The following is an 18,021-nucleotide window of genomic DNA, read 5'->3' on the forward strand; positions in this document are numbered from 1 at the left end:
AGCGACCGCACCCGCCCCGCGTGCACCTCCCGAGGAAGCGCGACACGCAGCAGCAACAGGACGACCACAGCCCGACGCCCAACGTGACGTTCGAGGTGACCCGTGGTGGCACCGGCGTGCGCGTGAACGCCTTCCGGATCGGCTTCATGGGTGCGCTCGGCGTGCTCGTCGCCGTCGTCGCGGGGGCTATCGTCAACGAGCTCTCCACCGTGCTCGTCTACGTCGGCGTCGCGCTGTTCCTGGCGCTCGGCATCGACCCGCTGGTGTCCTTCCTCGAACGGTTCGTGCCGCGCTGGGTGGCCATCACCGTCGTGGTCGTCGGGGTCCTCGCCGCGTTCGCCGGGGTGGTGTTCGCGGTCGTGCCGATCCTCGTCCAGCAGGCGACGAACCTCATCCAGAACTTCCCCGACATCGTGCAGGACATCTCGAGGCAGGAGTGGGTGCAGAACCTCTCGGACCAACTGTCCGGGTCGTTCGACATCGACCACGCGTTGCAGTCCGTGCAGTCCTTCGTCGAGAACCCCGGCAACCTGCTGAGCCTCGGCGGCGGGATCCTCGCGGTCGGCAGCGGGATCCTGACCGGTCTCACGGGCGCCGTCATCGTCATCATCCTGATGCTCTACTTCCTCGCGTCGATGCGCGGCATGAAGTCGATGACCTACCGCTTCGTCCCGGCGTCCCGTCGCGAGAACTTCATCGACGTCAGCGAGCAGATCACCCAGGCGGTCGGCCGCTACGTCGTCGGGCAGATCTCCCAGGCGCTCATCAACGGCATCCTCAGCCTGGTGTTCCTGCTCATCATCGGTGCTCCGCTGCCCGTGCTGCTGGCCTCGTTCGCGTTCCTCGGGTCGCTCATCCCGCTCGTGGGCACGCTCGCGTCGGCCATCGTCATCTCGCTGCTGTGCCTGTTCGCTTCGCCCGCGACGGCCCTCGCCGCCGCGATCTACTACCTCGTGTACATGCAGGTCGAGGCGTACGTGATCTCGCCGCGGATCATGTCGCGTGCCGTGCAGGTCCCCGGCGCCCTCGTCGTCATCGCAGCGGTCGCTGGCGGGACCATCGGCGGGGTGCTCGGCGCACTCGTGGCCCTGCCGGTCGCCGCGTCGGTGATCATCATCGTCCAGAAGGTCATCTACCCCCGCCAAGAGCAGTCGTGACCGCCTTCGACGAGCACGTCGCCGACCGTGATCGCTGGGCGACCAGCGCTCGGGGTCCGCTCGCGCTCGTGAACGCCCAGCGTGTCGACCACGCCCAGCCCGTGTGGCCCGTCCCGGGGCAGTGGGCACCGGCACCCGGCGGCCTCACGGTCACCGCCGACGCGGGTGACGGGGTGGTCGTCGACGGCGACCCGGTGGACGGCACCGTGCTCGTCGCCGGCGACGAGGCGGTCGTCCCGTCGGTCGTCACCTTCCCGGACAGCCTCGCCGGGTCCGTCTCCCGTGGCACGCTGCGCGTGTGGGACCCGGCGTCCGATGCGATCGCCCGCTTCGCACGCATCGCCCGGTTCGACCACTCCGCCGCGTGGGTCACGTCCGGCAGGTACACGCCGGGTGTCCCAGGAGGCGCGGCGAGCGTCGTCGACGCAGCCGGCGATCCGCTCGAGGTCGCCGGACACGTCGAGACCACCCTGGGCGGATCGGCCGTCCGGTTGGTGGCGGTCCGCTCCGCGGCCTTCCGAGGCGCCGCACGGCTGCAGCTCATCGTGCAGGACGCCACGAGTGCCCTGCTCGAGGACGATCCCGGCAGCACCTACTCGATGGGCCGGTTCCTGTACCTCGACGACCCCGGTGTCGCTGCCGACGTCGAGCTGGACTGGAACTTCCTCGTCCTGCCGCCGTGCGCGTTCTCGTACCAGTTCGCCTGCCCGATCCCGCCCGGCGAAAACCGGATCCCGGTGCCGCTCACCGCGGGGGAGCGGCACCCGCTCGACGCGTCGGGGCACGTCTTCCACTGACTCTGTCGCGGTGCCTGGTGTTCCCAGCGCGCAGCCTGCATAATGGGCGTGTCCGCAAGGACATCACAATCGGATATCGATGGTTCCGAAACGAGAACCTCCAGTTCAGGTCGATGGGGAAGTCGCACCTGACGAATCGGAGGAATCGTGAACGGAACGACCACCGGGGTGCTCTACGTGCACTCCTCACCACGCGCGCTCTGCCCGCACGTCGAATGGGCGGCAGGTCGCGCCATGAGCCGTGCCGTGAACTTCTCGTGGCTCGACCAGCCCGCACAGGACGGCGCCCGTCGGACCGAGTTCACCTGGACCGGTTCCGTCGGTACGGGTGCGGCGATCGCCTCGGCCCTGCGCGGCTGGGAGCACCTCCGGTACGAGGTCACCGAAGAACCCACCTCCGAGTCGGACGGCGGCCGCTGGATGCACACGCCCGACCTCGGGGTGTTCTACGCGCAGACCGACGTCACCGGCAACATGGTCGTCCCCGAGGACCGCGTCCGCTACGCGATGGAGGTGGCGGGGAGCAACGCCCTCGAACTCCATCGCGAGCTCCGACTCGCCCTGGGTCAGGCGTGGGACGACGAACTCGAACCGTTCCGCCACGCCGCCGAGGGCAACCCGGTCGTCTGGCTGCACCGCGTCGGCTGAGTCGCGCCCGATCCTCCGTCACGGACGCCGCCCCTCGGGGCGGCGTTCGTGCGTCCGGCCGCGGGTCGCGCCCTCCGACGTGACGTAGCCGCTGCCGGGGCGGCCGGCGCCGCTTCGCGAAAGCGACGGTCTGCCGCCCCGTTGCGGCGGCAGACCGTCGCTTCGGCGGCAGCGACGTGGGGGCGAGCCGCCAGACTGTCGCTTTCGCGGCGGTGGACCGGGCCAGGGACGGACGGAGGCCCGCCCCGACGACGCGGGACGGGCCTCCAGGACCGACGGACGGACCCGACGGACACGACGGACGGACCCGACGGACGGGCCCGACGGACCGGACTCAGACGCTCCGGAACGCGACCACGGCGTTGTGCCCACCGAACCCGAACGAGTTGCTCACCGCGAGCAGGTCGCCCTGCGGGAGCTCGCGCGGCGCCGTGGCGACGTCCATCACGATCTCCGGGTCCTGCTGGGTGAGGTTGATCGTCGGCGGCGCGACGCGGTTGTGCAGCGCGAGGGCCGTGAACGCGGCCTCGATCGCACCGGCACCACCGAGGAGGTGCCCCGTCGACGCCTTCGTGGCGGACACCACGACGTTGTCGAGGTGGTCGCCGAACACGCGGCGCATGGCGTGGTACTCGGCGACGTCGCCCACCGGGGTCGAGGTGGCGTGCGCGTTGACGTGCACGACGTCCTCGCGCGCGGCACCGGCGTGCTCGAGCGCCTGCAGGACGGCGCGGGCGGCAGCACTGCCCTCGGGGTCCGGCGCGGTGATGTGGAACGCGTCCGAGGTGATGCCGGCGCCGGCGACCTCGGCGTAGATCGTCGCCCCGCGGGCCTCGGCGTGCTCCTTGGTCTCGAGGATGAGCGCCGCGGCGCCGTCCGCGAGCACGAAGCCGTCGCGCGTGACGTCGTACGGACGCGAGGCGGTCTGGGGGGAGTCGTTGCGGCGGGAGAGCGCCTGCATCGACGCGAACGCCGCGAGGGGCAGCGGGTGCAGGGCGGCCTCGGCACCGCCGGTGATGACGATGTCGGCCTCGCCGGTGGCGACGTGGCGGTAGGCCTCGGCGAGGGACTCGGTCGAGGACGCGCACGCCGAGAGGTAGGTGCGGGCGCCGCCGCGGGCGCCGAACTCCATCTCGATGGCGGCGGCCGGGCCGTTCGCCATGAGCATCGGGACCGTCATCGGCAGGACGCGACGGGGACCCTTCTCGCGCAGGGTGTCCCACGCGTCGAGCAGGGTGTTGACGCCGCCGATGCCGGTGGCCCAGTCGACGATGAGGCGCTCGGGGACGACGGTCTCGGCGTCGATGCCGGCGTCGGCCCAGGCCTCGCGCGCGGCGACGAGCGACAGCTGCGACGAGGGGTCGAGGCGCTTCGACTCGGGGCGGGTGAGCTGGTCGGTGAGGAACCGGCGCGCCTGGCCGGCGAACTCGACGGGGAGCTCGAGCTCGGCGTAGCGCGGGTCCTCGATGCGGGTGATGCCGGACGTGCCGGCGAGCAGCGCGTCCCACGTGTCCGGGGCGGTCGCGGCGAGGGGCGTGATCGCACCGATCCCGGTGACGACGACGGTCTTGTTGGTCATGGAACGACGTGTTCTTTCGTGAGGACGTCCGACCGCTCGTGGCGGTGCCGGACGGAGCCGGGGCGGGCCGACGAACGCCGGACCGGTGCGGCCCGACGAACGCCGGACCTGTGTGGACCGACGTGTGTCGGTCCGGTGGACGAGATGAGCGCCGCGGCCCGCGGTCGGTCCGCCGGGGCCGCGGCGCTCAGGAAGCTCGCGTCAGGCCTGGGCCTTGACGATGTAGTCGACGGCGTCGCCGACGGTCTTGAGGTTCTTGACCTCTTCGTCGGGGATCTTGACGTCGAACTTCTCTTCGGCGTTGACGACGATGGTCATCATCGAGATCGAGTCGATGTCGAGGTCGTCGGTGAACGACTTGTCGGCCGCGACGGTGTCGGTCGCGATGCCGGTCTCGTCGTTGATCAGCTCGGCCAGGCCGGCGAGGACTTCTTCGTTGGACAGGGCCATGGGGATTCTCCTTGAGGGGGTGTCGTTTGACCGTGGACCAGCCTAGGGCACGCAGCGGTCGCGCGCCCGGAGGCTCGTCGGAGGGTGGCCGCGCGGGTGCGTGGCCGGGATGGGCTAGGGGAGGACGACGACCTGGGCGCCGAAGACGAGGCCGGCGCCGAAGCCGATCTGCAGGGCGAGGCCGCCGGAGAGCTCGGGGTTCTCCTCGAGCAGGCGGTGCGTGGCGAGCGGGATGCTCGCCGCGGAGGTGTTGCCGGTGGTGGTGATGTCGCGCGCGATCACGACGGACTCGGGCAGGCCGAGCTGCTTGGCGAACTCGTCGATGATGCGGATGTTCGCCTGGTGCGGCACGAACGCGGCGAGGTCGGACGGCTGGATTCCGGCGGACTCGAGCGCCTCACGGGCGACCTTGACCATCTCCCAGACGGCCCAGCGGAACACGGTCTGACCGGCCTGCCGTATCGTCGGCCGCGCGGCCCCCGCTTCCCACTCGTTGTAGGTCGAGGTCATGCCGATCGCGTCCCACTTCGACCCGTCGGAGCCCCAGATCGTCGGGGCGATCCCGGGGAAGTCGCTCGGGCCGACGATCGCCGCTCCGGCACCGTCGCCGAGCAGGAACGAGATCGAGCGGTCGGTCGGGTCGACGATGTCGCTGAGCTTCTCGGCACCGACGACCAGCACGTGGTCGGCGATGCCGGACTTCACGAACGAGTCCGCCTGGGCGATGCCGTACGCGTACCCGGCGCACGCGGCGCTGATGTCGTAGGCCGCGGCGGGCGCGGCACCGATGCGCTCGGCGAGCAGCGAGGCCATCGACGGCGTGGCGACGGTGTGGGTCACGGTGCTCACGAGCACGACGCCGATCTGGTCCGGCGTCAGGCCGGCCTTGGCGATCGCGTCGAGCGCGGCGGCCTCGGCGAGGTCGACCGCTTCGACGTCCTTGCCGGCGCGCATGCGGGTGATGATCCCGGTGCGCTGGCGGATCCACTCGTCGGAGGAGTCGATCGGCCCGACGAGGTCGTCGTTCGGCACGGCGTTCTCACCGCGGGCGGCGCCGAAGGCGAGGATGCGGGTGAACTCGTGGCCGCGACGCTGCTGCAGCAGCGGACGGGAGGCGCGGGTCGGCTCCGTCCCCTCGGTCGCGGTGGTCGGGATGGGGGCGTCGGTCATGCGGTTGCGTCTGCTTCCTGGCCCGCGCTCTGCAGCAGGTCGATCGCTGCGGGCAGGTCGTCGGGGGTCTTGATCGCGACGGTCGGCGTCCCGCGCAGACCGCGCTTCGCCAGGCCGACGAGGGCACCGGCGGGTGCGAGTTCGATGATGCCCGTGACACCGGCGGCCGCGAAGGACTCCATCACGGCGTCCCAGTGCACGGGGCTCTGGATCTGCTGGACCATGAGGTCGACGAAGCGACGACCGTCGTCGACACGGGAACCGTCGGCGTTCGTCCAGATCGGCAGCGACGGGTCCTGCACGGTCGCGGCGGCGGCGACCGGGGCGACACGCTCGACGGCGGACGCCATGTACCGGGTGTGGAACGCACCGGCCACGGCGAGGGGGATCACGCGGGCCTTCGCGGGCGGGTCGGCGGCGAGGGCGGCGATCGCGTCGGCGGGTCCGGCGACGACGGTCTGACCGCCGCCGTTGTGGTTCGCGGGGACGAGGCCGTTCGCCTCGAGCGCGGCGGCGACGGCATCGGCGTCCCCACCGAGGACGGCGGCCATCGACGTGGGCTCGAGCGCGGCGGCGTCCGCCATCGCCCGGCCGCGTTCGGCGACGAGGGCGACGGCGTCGGTCGGCTCGAGGATCCCGGCGACCCCGGCGGCGGTGAACTCGCCGACCGAGTGGCCGGCGACCCCGCCCACGAGGGCACGGCGGCCGTCGGCGAGCAGGGCGTCGGCCGTGATGAGACCGGCGGCGACGATGAGCGGCTGCGCGAGCGCCGTGTCCTTGATGGTCTCGGCGTCGGACTCCGTGCCGTGGGCGGCGAGGTCGACGCCGATGGCCTCGGACCACGCCCCCACGCGGTCACGGACGGTGGCGTCCTCGAGCCAGGGGGCGAGGAAGCCGGGGGTCTGGGAGCCCTGTCCGGGCGCGACGACGACGATCACCGGACAATCCTGCCCGTCGGCCTGCGCCGCACCCGTGTGGGCTTCCCACAGCGATGACCGCTCGACATTGTGCATTTCCTAGCGACGATGCGGCATACGACGTCGCTCACCGGCGGTGCGGGATGCGACGTCGCCCGGCGGTCGACTCGGACATGGCGCCGAGGATGAGCGCCGACTGCACGATGAGGGCGTCCCGCGCGTGCGTGGCGTCCCACCCGATGATGTCCGCCACGCGGCGGAGCCGGTAGCGCACCGTGTTCGGGTGCACGAACAGCTCGCGCGCCGTGGCCTCGAGCGACCGGCCGGTGTCGAGGTAGCACCAGAGCGTCTGCAGGAGCTCCGTCGACTGGTCCTTGAGCGGCACGTAGATGCGCTGCACGAGGGCGGACCGGGCGAGCGGGTCGCCGGCGAGGGCCCGCTCCGGGAGCAGGTCGTCGGCCAGGGCCGGACGAGGAGCACCGCGCCATGCCCGCGCGACCGCGAAGCCGGCGAGGGCACCCTTGGCACTGGTGGACGCGTCGACCACGCCGGGCACTTCGTTGCCGAGGACGAGGTGTCCCTCGCCGAACGAGGGCTCGAGCGCCTGGGCGATGGCGGTGAAGGACACCGGCTCCTCGCCTTCGGGGACGTCGTCGCGCGGCGTGGCACGGCCGATCACCACGACGAGGCGGGAGCCCTGCACGCCGATGAGCACGTCGGCGTCCATGTGCCGCGCGGTGCGACGGATCTGGTCGACCTCGAGCTGCTTCGGCGCGTTGCCGACCAGGACCGCGACCTCGCCGTGACCGTGCCAGCCGAGGGCCGCGATGCGCGACGGGAGTTCGTCGTCGTACTCACCCGACAGGATGGAGTCGACCACGAGGGCCTCGAGCCGGGCGTCCCACAGCCCACGGGCCTCGGCCGCGCGGGCGTAGACGTCGGCGGCCGCGAAGGCGATGTCCCGCGAGTACTTGAGGATCGCCTCCTGCAGCATCTCGTCGTCCTTGGCGCGTTCCTCGACCACGGTGACGACCACGCGGATGAGCTGGAGCGTCTGCTGCAGGCTCACCGAGCGCAGGAGTTCCCGCGGCGCTGAGCCGAAGACGTCCGCCGCGGCGATCCACGGGGTCGACGCGGTGCCCTCGAGCCAGCTGATGAACGAGGTGATGCCCGCCTGGGCCACGAGCCCCACGGCGGAGCGTCGGCCCGGAGGCATCTCGCTGTACCAGGGGAGGGTGTCCTCGAGCCGCTTGATGGTGGCGGTGGAGAGTTCCCCGGACACCTGACGGAGCCAGGAGAGCGCCCGCTCGCGCGCGCTCTCCTGGCTCTCGGAGTCCGGTCGGACCGACGTCACCGGCAGATCAGCTCTCGCCGCCCGCGCTGCCCGTGGTGCCGGCGGTCACGTCGTGCAGGCGGTACTTGTCGATCGCCTGCTGGACGAGCGCGCCGTCGACCTTGCCCTGCTTCGCGAGCTGCTGCAGCGTCCGCACGACGACCGAGGGGCCGTCGATGTGGAAGAAGCGGCGCGCTGCCGGACGGGTGTCCGAGAAGCCGAAGCCGTCGGCGCCGAGGGTGGCGTAGTCGGTCGGGACGAACGGGCGGATCTGCTCCTGCACGGCGTGCATGAAGTCGCTCACCGCGACGACCGGGCCCTCGGTGCCGAGCAGTCGCTCGGTCACGTACGGGGTGCGCGGCGCCTCGTTCGGGTTGAGGAAGGCGTGCTGCTCCGCGTCGAGACCGTCGCGGTACAGCTCGCCCCAGCTCGTGACGCTCCAGACGTCGGCCGACACGCCCCAGTCCTCGGCGAGGAGCTGCTGCGCCTCGAGGATCCACGGGACGGCGACACCCGACGCGAGCAGCTGGGCCTTCGGGCCGTCGTGCTCGCTGCGGTTGAGCAGGTACATGCCCTTGACGATGCCGTCGACGTCGATGCCCTCGGGCTCGGCCGGCTGGACGATCGGCTCGTTGTAGACCGTCAGGTAGTACATGACGTTCGGGTCGGCGTGCTTCGCGCTGCCGTCCTCGTTCGTGCCGTACATCCGGTCGAGGCCGGCCTGGACGATGTGCCCGATCTCGTAGCCGTACGCGGGGTCGTAGGACACCACGGCCGGGTTCGTCGTCGCGAGGAGCAGCGAGTGGCCGTCGGCGTGCTGCAGGCCTTCGCCCGTGAGCGTCGTGCGACCGGCGGTGGCGCCGATCATGAACCCACGGGTCATCTGGTCGCCGGCGGCCCAGATGGCGTCGCCGGTGCGCTGGAACCCGAACATCGAGTAGAAGACGTAGACCGGGATGAGCGGCTCGCCCTGCGTCGAGTACGAGGTGCCGACCGCGGTGAACGCCGCGAGGGCGCCCGCCTCGTTGATGCCGACGTGGATGATCTGTCCCTGCGGGCTCTCCTTGTAGGCGAGGAGGAGCTCACGGTCGACCGACGTGTAGTGCTGGCCGTTCGGGTTGTAGATCTTCGCCGTCGGGAAGTACGCGTCCATGCCGAACGTGCGTGCCTCGTCGGGGATGATCGGCACCACGCGGTCGCCGAAGTCGGGGGAGCGGAGCAGGTCCTTCAGCAGTCGGGCGAACGCCATGGTGGTGGCGATCTCCTGCTTGCCGGAGCCCTTCTTGACGACCTGGTACTTCGAGTCCTCGGGGAGGGTGATCGACGTGTACTTGGTGCGACGCTCCGGCACGTACCCGCCGAGCTCACGCCGGCGCTCGTGCATGTACTGGATCGCCTCGTCGTCGTTCCCGGGGTGGTAGTACGGCGGCGTGTAGGGGTTCTCCTCGAGCTGTGCGTCCGTGATCGGGATGCGCATCTCGTCGCGGAACTGCTTGAGGTTGTCGAGCGTGAGCTTCTTCATCTGGTGCGTCGCGTTGCGCCCCTCGAAGCTCGGGCCGAGGCCGTAGCCCTTGACCGTCTTCGCGAGGATGACGGTCGGCTGGCCCTTGTGCTCGGTCGCGGCCTTGAACGCGGCGTAGACCTTGCGGTAGTCGTGCCCACCGCGCTTGAGGTTCCAGATCTGGTCGTCCGTGTAGTCCTTGACCAGCTCGAGCGCCTTCGGGTCGCGCCCGAAGAAGTTCTCGCGGACGTACGCGCCGTTCTCGGCCTTGTACGTCTGGTAGTCGCCGTCCGGCGTCTGGTTCATCAGGTTGAGGAGCGCGCCCTCGGTGTCGCGGGCGAGCAGGTCGTCCCACTCGCGGCCCCAGACGACCTTGATGACGTTCCAGCCCGCACCGCGGAAGAACGCCTCGAGCTCCTGGATGATCTTGCCGTTGCCGCGGACCGGACCGTCGAGACGCTGCAGGTTGCAGTTGATCACGAAGTTCAGGTTGTCGAGGCCGTCGTTCGCGGCGACCTGGAGCTGTCCACGCGACTCGACCTCGTCCATCTCGCCGTCGCCGAGGAACGCCCAGACCTGCTGGTCGGAGGCGTCCTTGATGCCGCGGTTGGAGAGGTACTTCGCCTGCTGCGCCTGGTAGATCGCGTTGATCGGGCCGATGCCCATCGACACGGTCGGGAACTGCCAGAAGTGCGGCATGAGGCGCGGGTGCGGGTAGGACGAGAGTCCGCCGCCGGCGTGGGACTTCTCCTGCCGGAAGCCGTCGAGCTGGTCCTCGCCGAGGCGCCCTTCCATGTAGGCGCGGGCGTACATGCCGGGGGACGCGTGCCCCTGGAAGAACACCTGGTCGCCGCCGGACGGGTGGTCCTGCGCGCGGAAGAAGTGGTTGTAGCCGACCTCGTACATGGCGGCGCTCGACGCGTAGGTCGAGATGTGGCCGCCGACCGCGATCCCGGGGCGCTGCGCGCGGTGCACGGTGATCGCGGCGTTCCACCGGATCCACCGGCGGTAGCGGCGCTCGAGCTCCTCGTCGCCCGGGAACTCGGGCTCGTTCTCCGGCGCGATGGTGTTCACGTAGTCCGTGGTCGGGACCATCGGCACACCGAGGTGCAGTTCCTTGGACCGCTTGAGCAGGCTCAGCATGATCTCGCGGCCACGCTGGTGGCCGTGGGTCTGCACCAGCCCGTCGAGGGACTCACGCCATTCGGCGGTCTCCTCCGGGTCCTGGTCGCTGCTGCCGTGGCTGTACGGGTCCTGGTCGTTCACCGTCACCCTTGACCTCGTTCGTTCTCGTGGTGGTGGACATGGCGGGCCACCGGTTGGTCGGGTCACGACCGGATGGGGCCCCGACCACTCTAGGCCCCCGCACCGACCGAGAGGCTGATGGTGACGTGTGGGTGGACAGGTGCTTGCATTCGGGTGACGTCGGCGTACGATTGCCGATCGTGCACACGCGACCCGTGCGTGCGCGAGGACACCGGGCACACCCCACGCCCGAGGAAGAAGCAACGCACTGATGGCACTGGAGATCGGCTCGCTCGCGCCGGACTTCGAACTCCCGAACCAGTTCGGGGAGCACGTCCGCCTCAGCGACTTCCGTGGCGTCCGCCCGGTCGCGCTGGTCTTCTTCCCGCTCGCGTTCTCGTCGACCTGCACGAACGAGCTCTGCGCCCTCCAGGACAACATCGCGATGTTCCAGGACCAGCGCGTCGAGCTCGTCGGCATCTCGGTCGACTCGAAGGCGACGCTCCGATCGTTCGCCGAATCGAACGGCTACGACTTCGAGCTCCTCGCGGACTTCTGGCCGCACGGCGCCGTCTCGAAGGAGTACGGCGTCTTCCTCGAGCACAAGGGCTTCGCCACCCGCGCGACCTTCGTCATCGACGTGCAGGGTCGCATCAAGGCCTCGATCATCTCCGAGCCGGGCGTCGCCCGTGACGTGACGGAGTACAAGGCCGCGCTCGACCGCCTGGCGGCCTGCGCCGCACCAGTCCCCGTCGGCTAGCGTTCCGAACACCTCCTGAGGCGACGCGCGACGCGTCGCGGATCGGAGGCACGGTGCACGCCGTCGACGACCGCCCACCCGCGCGGGTGGTCACCGCCGAGCCGTACGCGCCGTTCCCGGTCACCGCCGACGCCGACCGGTTCGGCCTGCAGCGCACCGTCGTCCCGACGGACGTCGGCCCGGTCGTCGTGCACCACCGACCCGGTCCCGCCGCGCTGCTCCTGCTGCACGGGGTCGCCGGGTCGTGGACCACGTGGACCCCGCTCCTGTCGGCGGCGCACGGCATCGACGACCGCGGTCTTGTGCTCGTCGACCTGCCGGGCTGGGGCGCGTCACCGGCACCGGTCGAGCCGCTCGGGGTCGACCAGGCGGCGTCGGTGCTGACCACGGTGCTCGACGCCCTCGCGGTCCCGGACGTCGACGTCGTCGGCCACTCGATGGGCGCCTTCGTCGGCATGCACCTGGCCGTCGTGGCACCCGGACGCGTGCGCTCCGTCGCGCTCGTCTCCGGCACGACCGTGGCGACCGCCGGAGCGTCCCGGCATCCCGTGCGCGGGCTCCTGACGCTCCCCGCGTTCACGCTGCTGCGGGCAGGCCTCGCGATCACCGGGGAGACGGCACGGCCGCTCCTGCGCGGACTCCGGGCGATCGGCCTCCTGCCCGTCCTCGCCGCTCCCGTCTTCTCGCACGTGCGCCGGCTCGACCCGAGCGTGCTCGAGGCGTTCGTCGACGAGCTCCGTCCGGCCGGCTTCACCGGAGCCGCTCGTGCCGCGGCCGCCTACGACCTGGACCGATGGCGCGGCGTGACGTGCCCGGTCACCGCGATCGCCGGGCGGGACGACGTGTTCGCCCGGGTGTCCGACCTCGCGGCGCTCCGTGGCCTCCTGCCCGACGTCCGGACGGTGCTGCTCGACGACTGCGGGCACTTCGCCCACGTCGAGCACCCGACCGCGGTGGCGCGCACGCTCGACCTCGTCCGGTCCGCACGTCCGTCGTAGGCTCCGGGGGTGCACCCGCCCATCGACCCCCACGACCACGGCTGGCTCGACCGTCCCGACGGCGCCCGGATCCACTGGGAGGAGTCCGGCAACCCGACCGGCCGCCCAGCGCTGTACCTGCACGGCGGCCCGGGATCCGGTCTCGGCGCCGGGGGCTACCGGCAGCGGTTCGACCCCGAGGTGTACCGGATCATCGGGCTCGACCAGCGCGGGTGCGGGCGGAGCACCCCGTGGGCGATCGACGACCTCGGGTCGCTCGACCGCAACACGACGGCGGCCCTGATCGAGGACGTCGAGGCGTTGCGGCGACACCTCGGCGTCGAGCGTTGGTTGCTGCACGGTGTCTCGTGGGGCAGCACCCTCGCGCTCGCCTACGCCCTGAAGCACCCCGAGCGCGTCACCGAGGTCGTGCTCGTCGCGGTGACCACCGGTTCCCGTCGCGAGGTCGACTGGATCACCGAGGGGGTCGGGACGGTGTTCCCGGAGGCCTGGTCACGGTTCACCGCCGACGTCCCGGCAGGCGTGCGGCCGGTCGAGCACCACGCCCGACTGCTGCGTTCGTCCGACCCCGCCGTCCGGGACGCCGCAGCCGACAGCTGGGACACGTGGGAGTCGACCCACGTCTCGCTCGACCCGGCGTGGCGCCCGGGGCAGCTGCACACCGATCCCCGGGACCGGCGCAACTTCGCCACGCTGGTCACCCACTACTGGGCGAACGACTGCTTCCTCGGTCCGGACGAGGTCCTCCGGCGCGCCGGCGAGCTCGCCGGGATCCCCGGCGTGCTCGTGCACGGGCGGCGTGACGTCAGCGGGCCGGTCATCACGCCGTGGCTGCTGCACCGGGCGTGGCCGGGCAGCCGCCTCGAGGTCGTCGAGGACGAGGGACACGGCGGGCCCACCGAGGTCGCGATCGCGCAGCGCGCCATCGACGGGTTCGCCGGCGGGTCAGGCGTGCACGGGGAACGTCGCCGCGACGCGTGACCGCACCTCGGTGAGCACGGCCTGCCGCATCACCGGGGAGAACAGCGAGTGGTCGCCGTCCGGCACCCGCACGAGTTCCACCCTGCCGGTCCGGCCACGGGTGCCCCACCGCCGGAGGGCACGCGGACCACCGAGCCGCTCGAACAGCTCGACGTCCACGGGCGACGCGATGAGCACGACGTCGGTGCCGTGCTCGACGAGCGGACGGACGTGTCCGACGACCCCGCCGACCCGGTCGCGACGGGCGACCCGGTCGCGCACCCACTCGGGTACGACGGCGTTCCACCAGCGCCGGAGCACCAGCCGCAGCGGCGACGGTTCGTCGATCGCGCGGAGGGCATCGGCGTACGCGCCCACCGCGGCCGGCTGGCGACGGTAGTCGTTCGGACTGATCTCGAGGACCATGCGCGGTGCGGCGTCCGCAGAGCGCCCCGCGAGCCACGCGCCGGCGCACATGCCGACGAGCACGAGCCGTCGGGAGTCCACGGCGAGGGCGTCGACCACCGCCTGCTGGTCGTCGATCCACTCCTGCGCGAACATCGCGGACCGCTCGTCCTCGTGGACCGCGGAGCTCTCACCGGTGCCGCTCCGGTCGACCCGGACCACCCGGGCACCGTCGCGGGCGAGGGTCCGCGCGAGGGCGACCTGGTAGTCGGACGCGCCGACGTGGTGCTCGGCGGCGCCGTTGTGCAGCACGACGACCGGGGCGTCCTCGTGCTGGCCGGAGGTGACGGTCTCGATGGCGAAGAGCCGTTCCGGGCCCATCCGGACGATGCGCTCCGACGTGCGGGCGTCCACGTCGAGGACCTCGTCGAGTGTCGGCGGCAGGACCGGCAGGGCCACCGTCGGCGCCCACGCGTCCGTCCACGCCACGACGGTGTCGACGGCGGAGCCCGGGATCCGGGCGACCATGCTCGTGCCGTCGAGGAGCTCGGCGCTCCCGGTGACCTCGGTCGTCGACACGTCGCCGAGCGCTGCGGGGGCGCTGCTGCCCGGGCGCACGAGGGCGATGGTCGGGCCGGTCCGCGACCGGTAGGTGAGCGCGCCGAGGGCCGCAGCTTCGGTGGGGTCGACGTCCATGCCGACGAGGCTCTCGACGCCGTCGACCACGCGGTCGGCGCCGATCGTGATCGTCGCCAGTGCTCGCTGCTTCCGGAGCCAGGCGCGGCCGGAGGCGGGCGCGTCCCAGAGGACCAGGCCGTCCGTGTCGGAGGCCGCGGCGGCGGCGATCGGCGCGGCGGAGGCCAGACCGACGTACGCGATCCGCTCGACCCCGGCACCACGCAGCACCGCTGCGGCGCGACGTGCCGACCGGACCTGCGCGTCGGGATCGCCGTCGGGTGCGGAGTCACCACGTCCGGACGGGTCGTACCGCACCGAGGCCACGCCACGCGCCTCCAGTCGGTCCGCCAGCAGGCGGAGGGTCCGGTACGCGATCACGCCCTCCTGCCCGAGCGGCGGACAGATCACGACGCCGGCGCGCGCCGCGACGGGGAGCTGCACGGCGACGCGGAGGGCCGGGCGACCCGTCCAGCCGTGGTGGGTGCTCACAGGGCCAGGGCCGCGCGGACCGGAGCCGGCCACGCGTCGAGGTCGGTGCCGTGCGCGGCGAAGAGGGCGATCGTGATGCGCTCCAGGCCGAACGCGACGCAGGCACTGTGCGCGACCTCGCCGTCGGCCGTGCAGATGCCGAACGACGTGCCGAAGTGGTCCTCGTGCAGGTTCGCCGAGCCGATCGCGGTCGCCGGGTGCTCCGGGCCGTAGACGGGCGTGACGAACTCGAACTTGAGCGCCTGCTCGACCTGGTTCCGGGCGAGCATCTGCCCGACCCGTCCGAAGAACGGGTCGTTCGCGGGGACGACGTCGATCTCGAGGCCGAACGACTCGAGCAGCGCGCGCATGACCGGGATGCGGTCGTCACGGTGGTGCTGGGCCGAGCCGGGCGTGCCGATGTGCACGAACTCGTGCATGTGGAACGCCTGCAGCCGCATCGGGTCGAGCGAGGGCTCGCGCCGGAACGAGTCGCCGACGATGTCGAAGGTGCGGCCGTCCTGCGGGACGCGGTCCCCGACGAGCCCGTAGACCGGGTGGCAGACCGCCGGGGTCAGCATCAGGTCGGCCGGCTCGAGGAAGCCCTCCCACCGCTCCCCGCGCTCGCGGGCGGCGAGCAGGGCACGGTGCGTGCGGTCGTCACCGGTGAAGCCGGAGATCGACGCGGCGAGGTCCGGGAAGGACGCGATGTAGTCGGTGCGCTCGAACGCCGCGAGCGGCTCCACGGGCGGGAAGCGCAGCACCTCGGCGTCGAGGTCCTGCTGGCTGGCCATGGCCGCGGTGTCGACCGCCGTGTACACGCGCTCGAACACGCCCGTGCGGCCGTAGAGACCCGGCGACCCGAGGTCGATGAGCACGCCGTCGGCGAGCAGCCGTGCACGCAGCGCGGCGCGGGCGGCGTCGAGGTCGGACGCGGGTGCGGACTGCGTCGTGGTCGTCGGTTCGGTGATGGTCACAGGATGGCTCCGGTCATGAGTGCCAGTGCGGCGTCGTTCTGCAGGAGACGGTCGTTGCTCACCATCACGGCGGCACCGTGCGCGTCTCGGAGGTGCCGGGCGATGCTGAGCTCCCCGGTGGCGGCGAACCCAGCGATGCCGACGATCCGCAGCGCCTGGGTGACGAGGTCGGTGACCCGCTCGGAGGAGCCGATCTTCAGCGCGTTCGCGGCCAGCGCGTACGCCGTCGACTCGAGCACCTCGGGGTCGTCGGCAACCTGGTCGAACCGGGCCGCGGCGTGCCGGACGGCGTCGGCCATGGTCTGCAGGTCGACCAGGAGCTCGGCGAGCCGAAGTGCTCCCGGAGGGGTCTGCCCGACGGCGGCGCGCGCCTGCTTGCGGACGGCCCGACGGGCACGGTCCGCCGCGTCCGCCGCGATCCCGAGCCACACCGACGCCCAGAGGACGTGCGACACGGGCAGGACCGTGCGGGCGGAGATCGTCGCGTAGTCGTCGCGCAGGACGCGGTCCTCGTGCGTCTCGGTGTCGAGCACCCAGCCGTTGCTGCACGTGCCGCGGAGCCCGAGCGTGTCCCAGGTCGAGGTCTGCGTGAGCGTGGTCTCCGCCGGCAGCGCGATGACGAGCCGCTGGTCGGACGCCGGCGCGTCGAGGTCGCGCCGGGCGGTGACGAGGATCGCGTCGGCCTCGGTCGCGTACGAGATGACCGGGGCGTCCTTGCGGAGCCGGATGCGTCCGGCCTGGTCGGGCTCGATCGCACAGGTGCTCCGACGGGCGTCGCCGCCGATGCCGCGCTCGGTGGTGGACGACGCGACGAGGGCGCCGTCCCGCACGGCCTCGATCATCGCGGTGACGCCGAGGGCCACGCCGCCGTGCCGCCAGAGCGCCATGGCCTGGCCGTGGTGCATCGCGAAGACCATGGCCGTCGCGGCGCACGCACGTCCGAGTTCGGTCGCGATGACGGAGAGCTCGGCGAGGGTCGCCCCCTCACCGCCGTGCTCCACCGGGACCGCCGCGGCGAGGAGACCGTGCTCCTTCATCGCGGCGATCGCCTCGCGCGGGGGACGGGCGTCACGGTCGACCTCGTCGGCGTACCGGGCGGCGATGTCGACCACGAGGGCGGTGCGCTCGGCGAACCGGTCGACGGCGGAGACGGTCGTGCCGGCGCTCGCCGGACGCTCCTCGGTGATCACGCCGCCGTCTCCGCTGCCGTGGCGATGGACTCGATGGTGGCGAAGGTCGACCGGTGCAGCGCGGCGTCGGGGAACTCCACGTCGAGTTCGTTCTCGACCGCGAGCATCACGTTCACGGTGGCGTGCGAGGTCAGCCCGAGGGCGTAGAGGTCGGCGATCGACGCCACGTCCATGGCGTCGACGACGAGCCGCCCGTGGTCGGCGAGGGCTCGCCGGACGGCCAGTTCGGTCGTCGGGGCGACGAGTGCGACGGCGGTCGCTGCGGAGGTCGGGTCCTGGTGCATGCTGGCAACGATAAGGAGGACGGCGGCCCGGAAAGCCGCCGTGCGGGTGCGTGAAACCGCACGCGCCGCGCCGGACCTGAGTGCCCTGACAGGGAGCGACCCAGGGGGCTGCGTCAGCGCTCGGAGAGGGCGACGGCGGTGGCGATCGCCAGTCCCCGTTCGTGGGACAACGAGACCGCGATCGACGTGCAGCCGATCGCCTCGGCGAGCTCCGCCGCACGACCGGTCAGCTCGACGACGGGGGCGCCGACGGTGTCGAGCACGACGGCGACGTCGGTCAGCGGGACGGCGTCCGACCGCTCCGGCCGGAGCAGTTTCAGCACGGCCTCCTTGCCGGCGAAGCGGGCCGCGAGGCGCTCCGGGTCGTCCCCGGCGTCGGCGCGCTCCTGCCGGGTGAAGACCCGGGCGAGGTAGCGCTCGCCGTGCGCGGTGATCCCGGCGATCACGTCCTCGACCGCGGCGAGGTCGGTGCCGGTCCGGATCGTGGCCATGGGCCGAGCGTAC

Annotated in this window: 17 protein-coding genes; 6 read left to right on the top strand and 11 right to left on the bottom strand. The window is 72.0% G+C overall.

The window, feature by feature from the left end; translation table 11 throughout:
* Positions 1–20: 20 nt before the first annotated feature.
* The 3 genes from BIV03_RS04690 to BIV03_RS04700 all read left to right on the top strand — a co-directional run bounded on the left by BIV03_RS04690 (position 21) and on the right by BIV03_RS04700 (position 2,602).
* Entirely contained in the window at positions 21–1,157 is a 1,137-nt protein-coding gene (locus BIV03_RS04690) for an AI-2E family transporter (RefSeq protein ID WP_229085312.1), read from the top strand.
* On the top strand, positions 1,154–1,954 hold the full coding sequence (locus tag BIV03_RS04695; protein WP_071294839.1) for a DUF1684 domain-containing protein: 801 nt from the start codon (positions 1,154–1,156) through the stop codon (positions 1,952–1,954). Before BIV03_RS04690 ends, BIV03_RS04695 begins: the two co-directional genes overlap by 4 nt.
* A gap of 144 nt (positions 1,955–2,098) precedes the next feature.
* On the top strand, positions 2,099–2,602 hold the full coding sequence (locus BIV03_RS04700; RefSeq protein ID WP_229085361.1) for a DUF3145 domain-containing protein: 504 nt from the start codon (positions 2,099–2,101) through the stop codon (positions 2,600–2,602).
* 334 nt (positions 2,603–2,936) lie between these two features.
* On the opposite strand, the gene BIV03_RS04705 is transcribed toward BIV03_RS04700, so the two are convergent.
* The 6 genes from BIV03_RS04705 to aceE form a co-directional block, all read right to left on the bottom strand.
* Positions 2,937–4,181, bottom strand: a complete 1,245-nt coding sequence (locus BIV03_RS04705; RefSeq protein WP_070418717.1) for a beta-ketoacyl synthase — start codon at positions 4,179–4,181, stop codon at positions 2,937–2,939.
* 201 nt (positions 4,182–4,382) lie between these two features.
* Positions 4,383–4,631: an acyl carrier protein gene (locus BIV03_RS04710; RefSeq protein WP_022903951.1), complete on the bottom strand. Its 249-nt coding sequence runs from the start codon at positions 4,629–4,631 to the stop codon at positions 4,383–4,385.
* Positions 4,632–4,745: 114 nt separating this feature from the next.
* Positions 4,746–5,801 (bottom strand): beta-ketoacyl-ACP synthase III, encoded by a 1,056-nt coding sequence (locus BIV03_RS04715; protein WP_070418718.1) that lies wholly within the window; start codon positions 5,799–5,801, stop codon positions 4,746–4,748.
* Positions 5,798–6,739, bottom strand: coding sequence for an ACP S-malonyltransferase (locus BIV03_RS04720; RefSeq protein ID WP_070418719.1), 942 nt, complete (start codon positions 6,737–6,739; stop codon positions 5,798–5,800). The genes BIV03_RS04715 and BIV03_RS04720 overlap by 4 nt, the downstream gene beginning before the upstream one ends.
* A 106-nt stretch (positions 6,740–6,845) precedes the next feature.
* Positions 6,846–8,072, bottom strand: coding sequence for a CdaR family transcriptional regulator (locus BIV03_RS04725; protein WP_070418720.1), 1,227 nt, complete (start codon positions 8,070–8,072; stop codon positions 6,846–6,848).
* Positions 8,073–8,079: 7 nt separating this feature from the next.
* Positions 8,080–10,824 (bottom strand): pyruvate dehydrogenase (acetyl-transferring), homodimeric type, encoded by a 2,745-nt coding sequence (gene aceE / locus BIV03_RS04730; RefSeq protein ID WP_070418721.1) that lies wholly within the window; start codon positions 10,822–10,824, stop codon positions 8,080–8,082.
* Between the two features lie 244 nt (positions 10,825–11,068).
* On the opposite strand from aceE, the gene BIV03_RS04735 reads away from it, so the two are divergent.
* Genes BIV03_RS04735 through pip form a run of 3 tightly spaced genes read left to right on the top strand, consistent with a single transcriptional unit; the run spans position 11,069 to position 13,536 of the window.
* On the top strand, positions 11,069–11,557 hold the full coding sequence (locus BIV03_RS04735; RefSeq protein ID WP_070418722.1) for a peroxiredoxin: 489 nt from the start codon (positions 11,069–11,071) through the stop codon (positions 11,555–11,557).
* Between the two features lie 53 nt (positions 11,558–11,610).
* The gene (locus BIV03_RS04740) at positions 11,611–12,555 is read left to right on the top strand and encodes an alpha/beta fold hydrolase (RefSeq protein ID WP_083403204.1); all 945 of its coding nucleotides are present in this window, start codon (positions 11,611–11,613) and stop codon (positions 12,553–12,555) included.
* A 9-nt stretch (positions 12,556–12,564) separates the two neighbouring features.
* Entirely contained in the window at positions 12,565–13,536 is a 972-nt protein-coding gene (gene pip / locus BIV03_RS04745; RefSeq protein WP_071294841.1) for a prolyl aminopeptidase, read from the top strand.
* On the opposite strand, the gene BIV03_RS04750 is transcribed toward pip, so the two are convergent.
* From BIV03_RS04750 to BIV03_RS04770, 5 genes are all read right to left on the bottom strand, one after another.
* On the bottom strand, positions 13,501–15,087 hold the full coding sequence (locus BIV03_RS04750) for an alpha/beta hydrolase (protein ID WP_071294842.1): 1,587 nt from the start codon (positions 15,085–15,087) through the stop codon (positions 13,501–13,503). The genes pip and BIV03_RS04750 overlap by 36 nt on opposite strands.
* Positions 15,084–16,043 carry an amino acid--[acyl-carrier-protein] ligase gene (locus BIV03_RS04755; protein ID WP_217637342.1) on the bottom strand — a complete coding sequence of 320 codons (960 nt, stop codon included), beginning with the start codon at positions 16,041–16,043 and terminating at the stop codon, positions 15,084–15,086. The genes BIV03_RS04750 and BIV03_RS04755 overlap by 4 nt, the downstream gene beginning before the upstream one ends.
* The gene (locus BIV03_RS04760; protein WP_139201860.1) at positions 16,040–17,233 is read right to left on the bottom strand and encodes an acyl-CoA dehydrogenase family protein; all 1,194 of its coding nucleotides are present in this window, start codon (positions 17,231–17,233) and stop codon (positions 16,040–16,042) included. The genes BIV03_RS04755 and BIV03_RS04760 overlap by 4 nt, the downstream gene beginning before the upstream one ends.
* Positions 17,230–17,517 (bottom strand): acyl carrier protein, encoded by a 288-nt coding sequence (locus BIV03_RS04765; RefSeq protein WP_071294843.1) that lies wholly within the window; start codon positions 17,515–17,517, stop codon positions 17,230–17,232. Before BIV03_RS04765 ends, BIV03_RS04760 begins: the two co-directional genes overlap by 4 nt.
* Positions 17,518–17,630: 113 nt before the next feature.
* On the bottom strand, positions 17,631–18,008 hold the full coding sequence (locus tag BIV03_RS04770; RefSeq protein WP_070418726.1) for a holo-ACP synthase: 378 nt from the start codon (positions 18,006–18,008) through the stop codon (positions 17,631–17,633).
* Positions 18,009–18,021: the final 13 nt, after the last annotated feature.

This window comes from Curtobacterium sp. MCBA15_016 (assembly GCF_001865105.1).
Taxonomy (GTDB): Bacteria; Actinomycetota; Actinomycetes; order Actinomycetales; family Microbacteriaceae; genus Curtobacterium.

Bases quoted from the DNA above. Each gene is read 5' to 3' on its own strand.
- BIV03_RS04710 (WP_022903951.1), bottom strand. From the start codon at position 4,631: ATGGCCCTGTCCAACGAAGAAGTCCTCGCCGGCCTGGCCGAGCTGATC.
- BIV03_RS04705 (WP_070418717.1), bottom strand. From the start codon at position 4,181: ATGACCAACAAGACCGTCGTCGTCACCGGGATCGGTGCGATCACGCCC.
- BIV03_RS04735 (WP_070418722.1), top strand. From the start codon at position 11,069: ATGGCACTGGAGATCGGCTCGCTCGCGCCGGACTTCGAACTCCCGAAC.
- BIV03_RS04765 (WP_071294843.1), bottom strand. From the start codon at position 17,517: ATGCACCAGGACCCGACCTCCGCAGCGACCGCCGTCGCACTCGTCGCC.
- BIV03_RS04715 (WP_070418718.1), bottom strand. From the start codon at position 5,801: ATGACCGACGCCCCCATCCCGACCACCGCGACCGAGGGGACGGAGCCG.
- BIV03_RS04770 (WP_070418726.1), bottom strand. From the start codon at position 18,008: ATGGCCACGATCCGGACCGGCACCGACCTCGCCGCGGTCGAGGACGTG.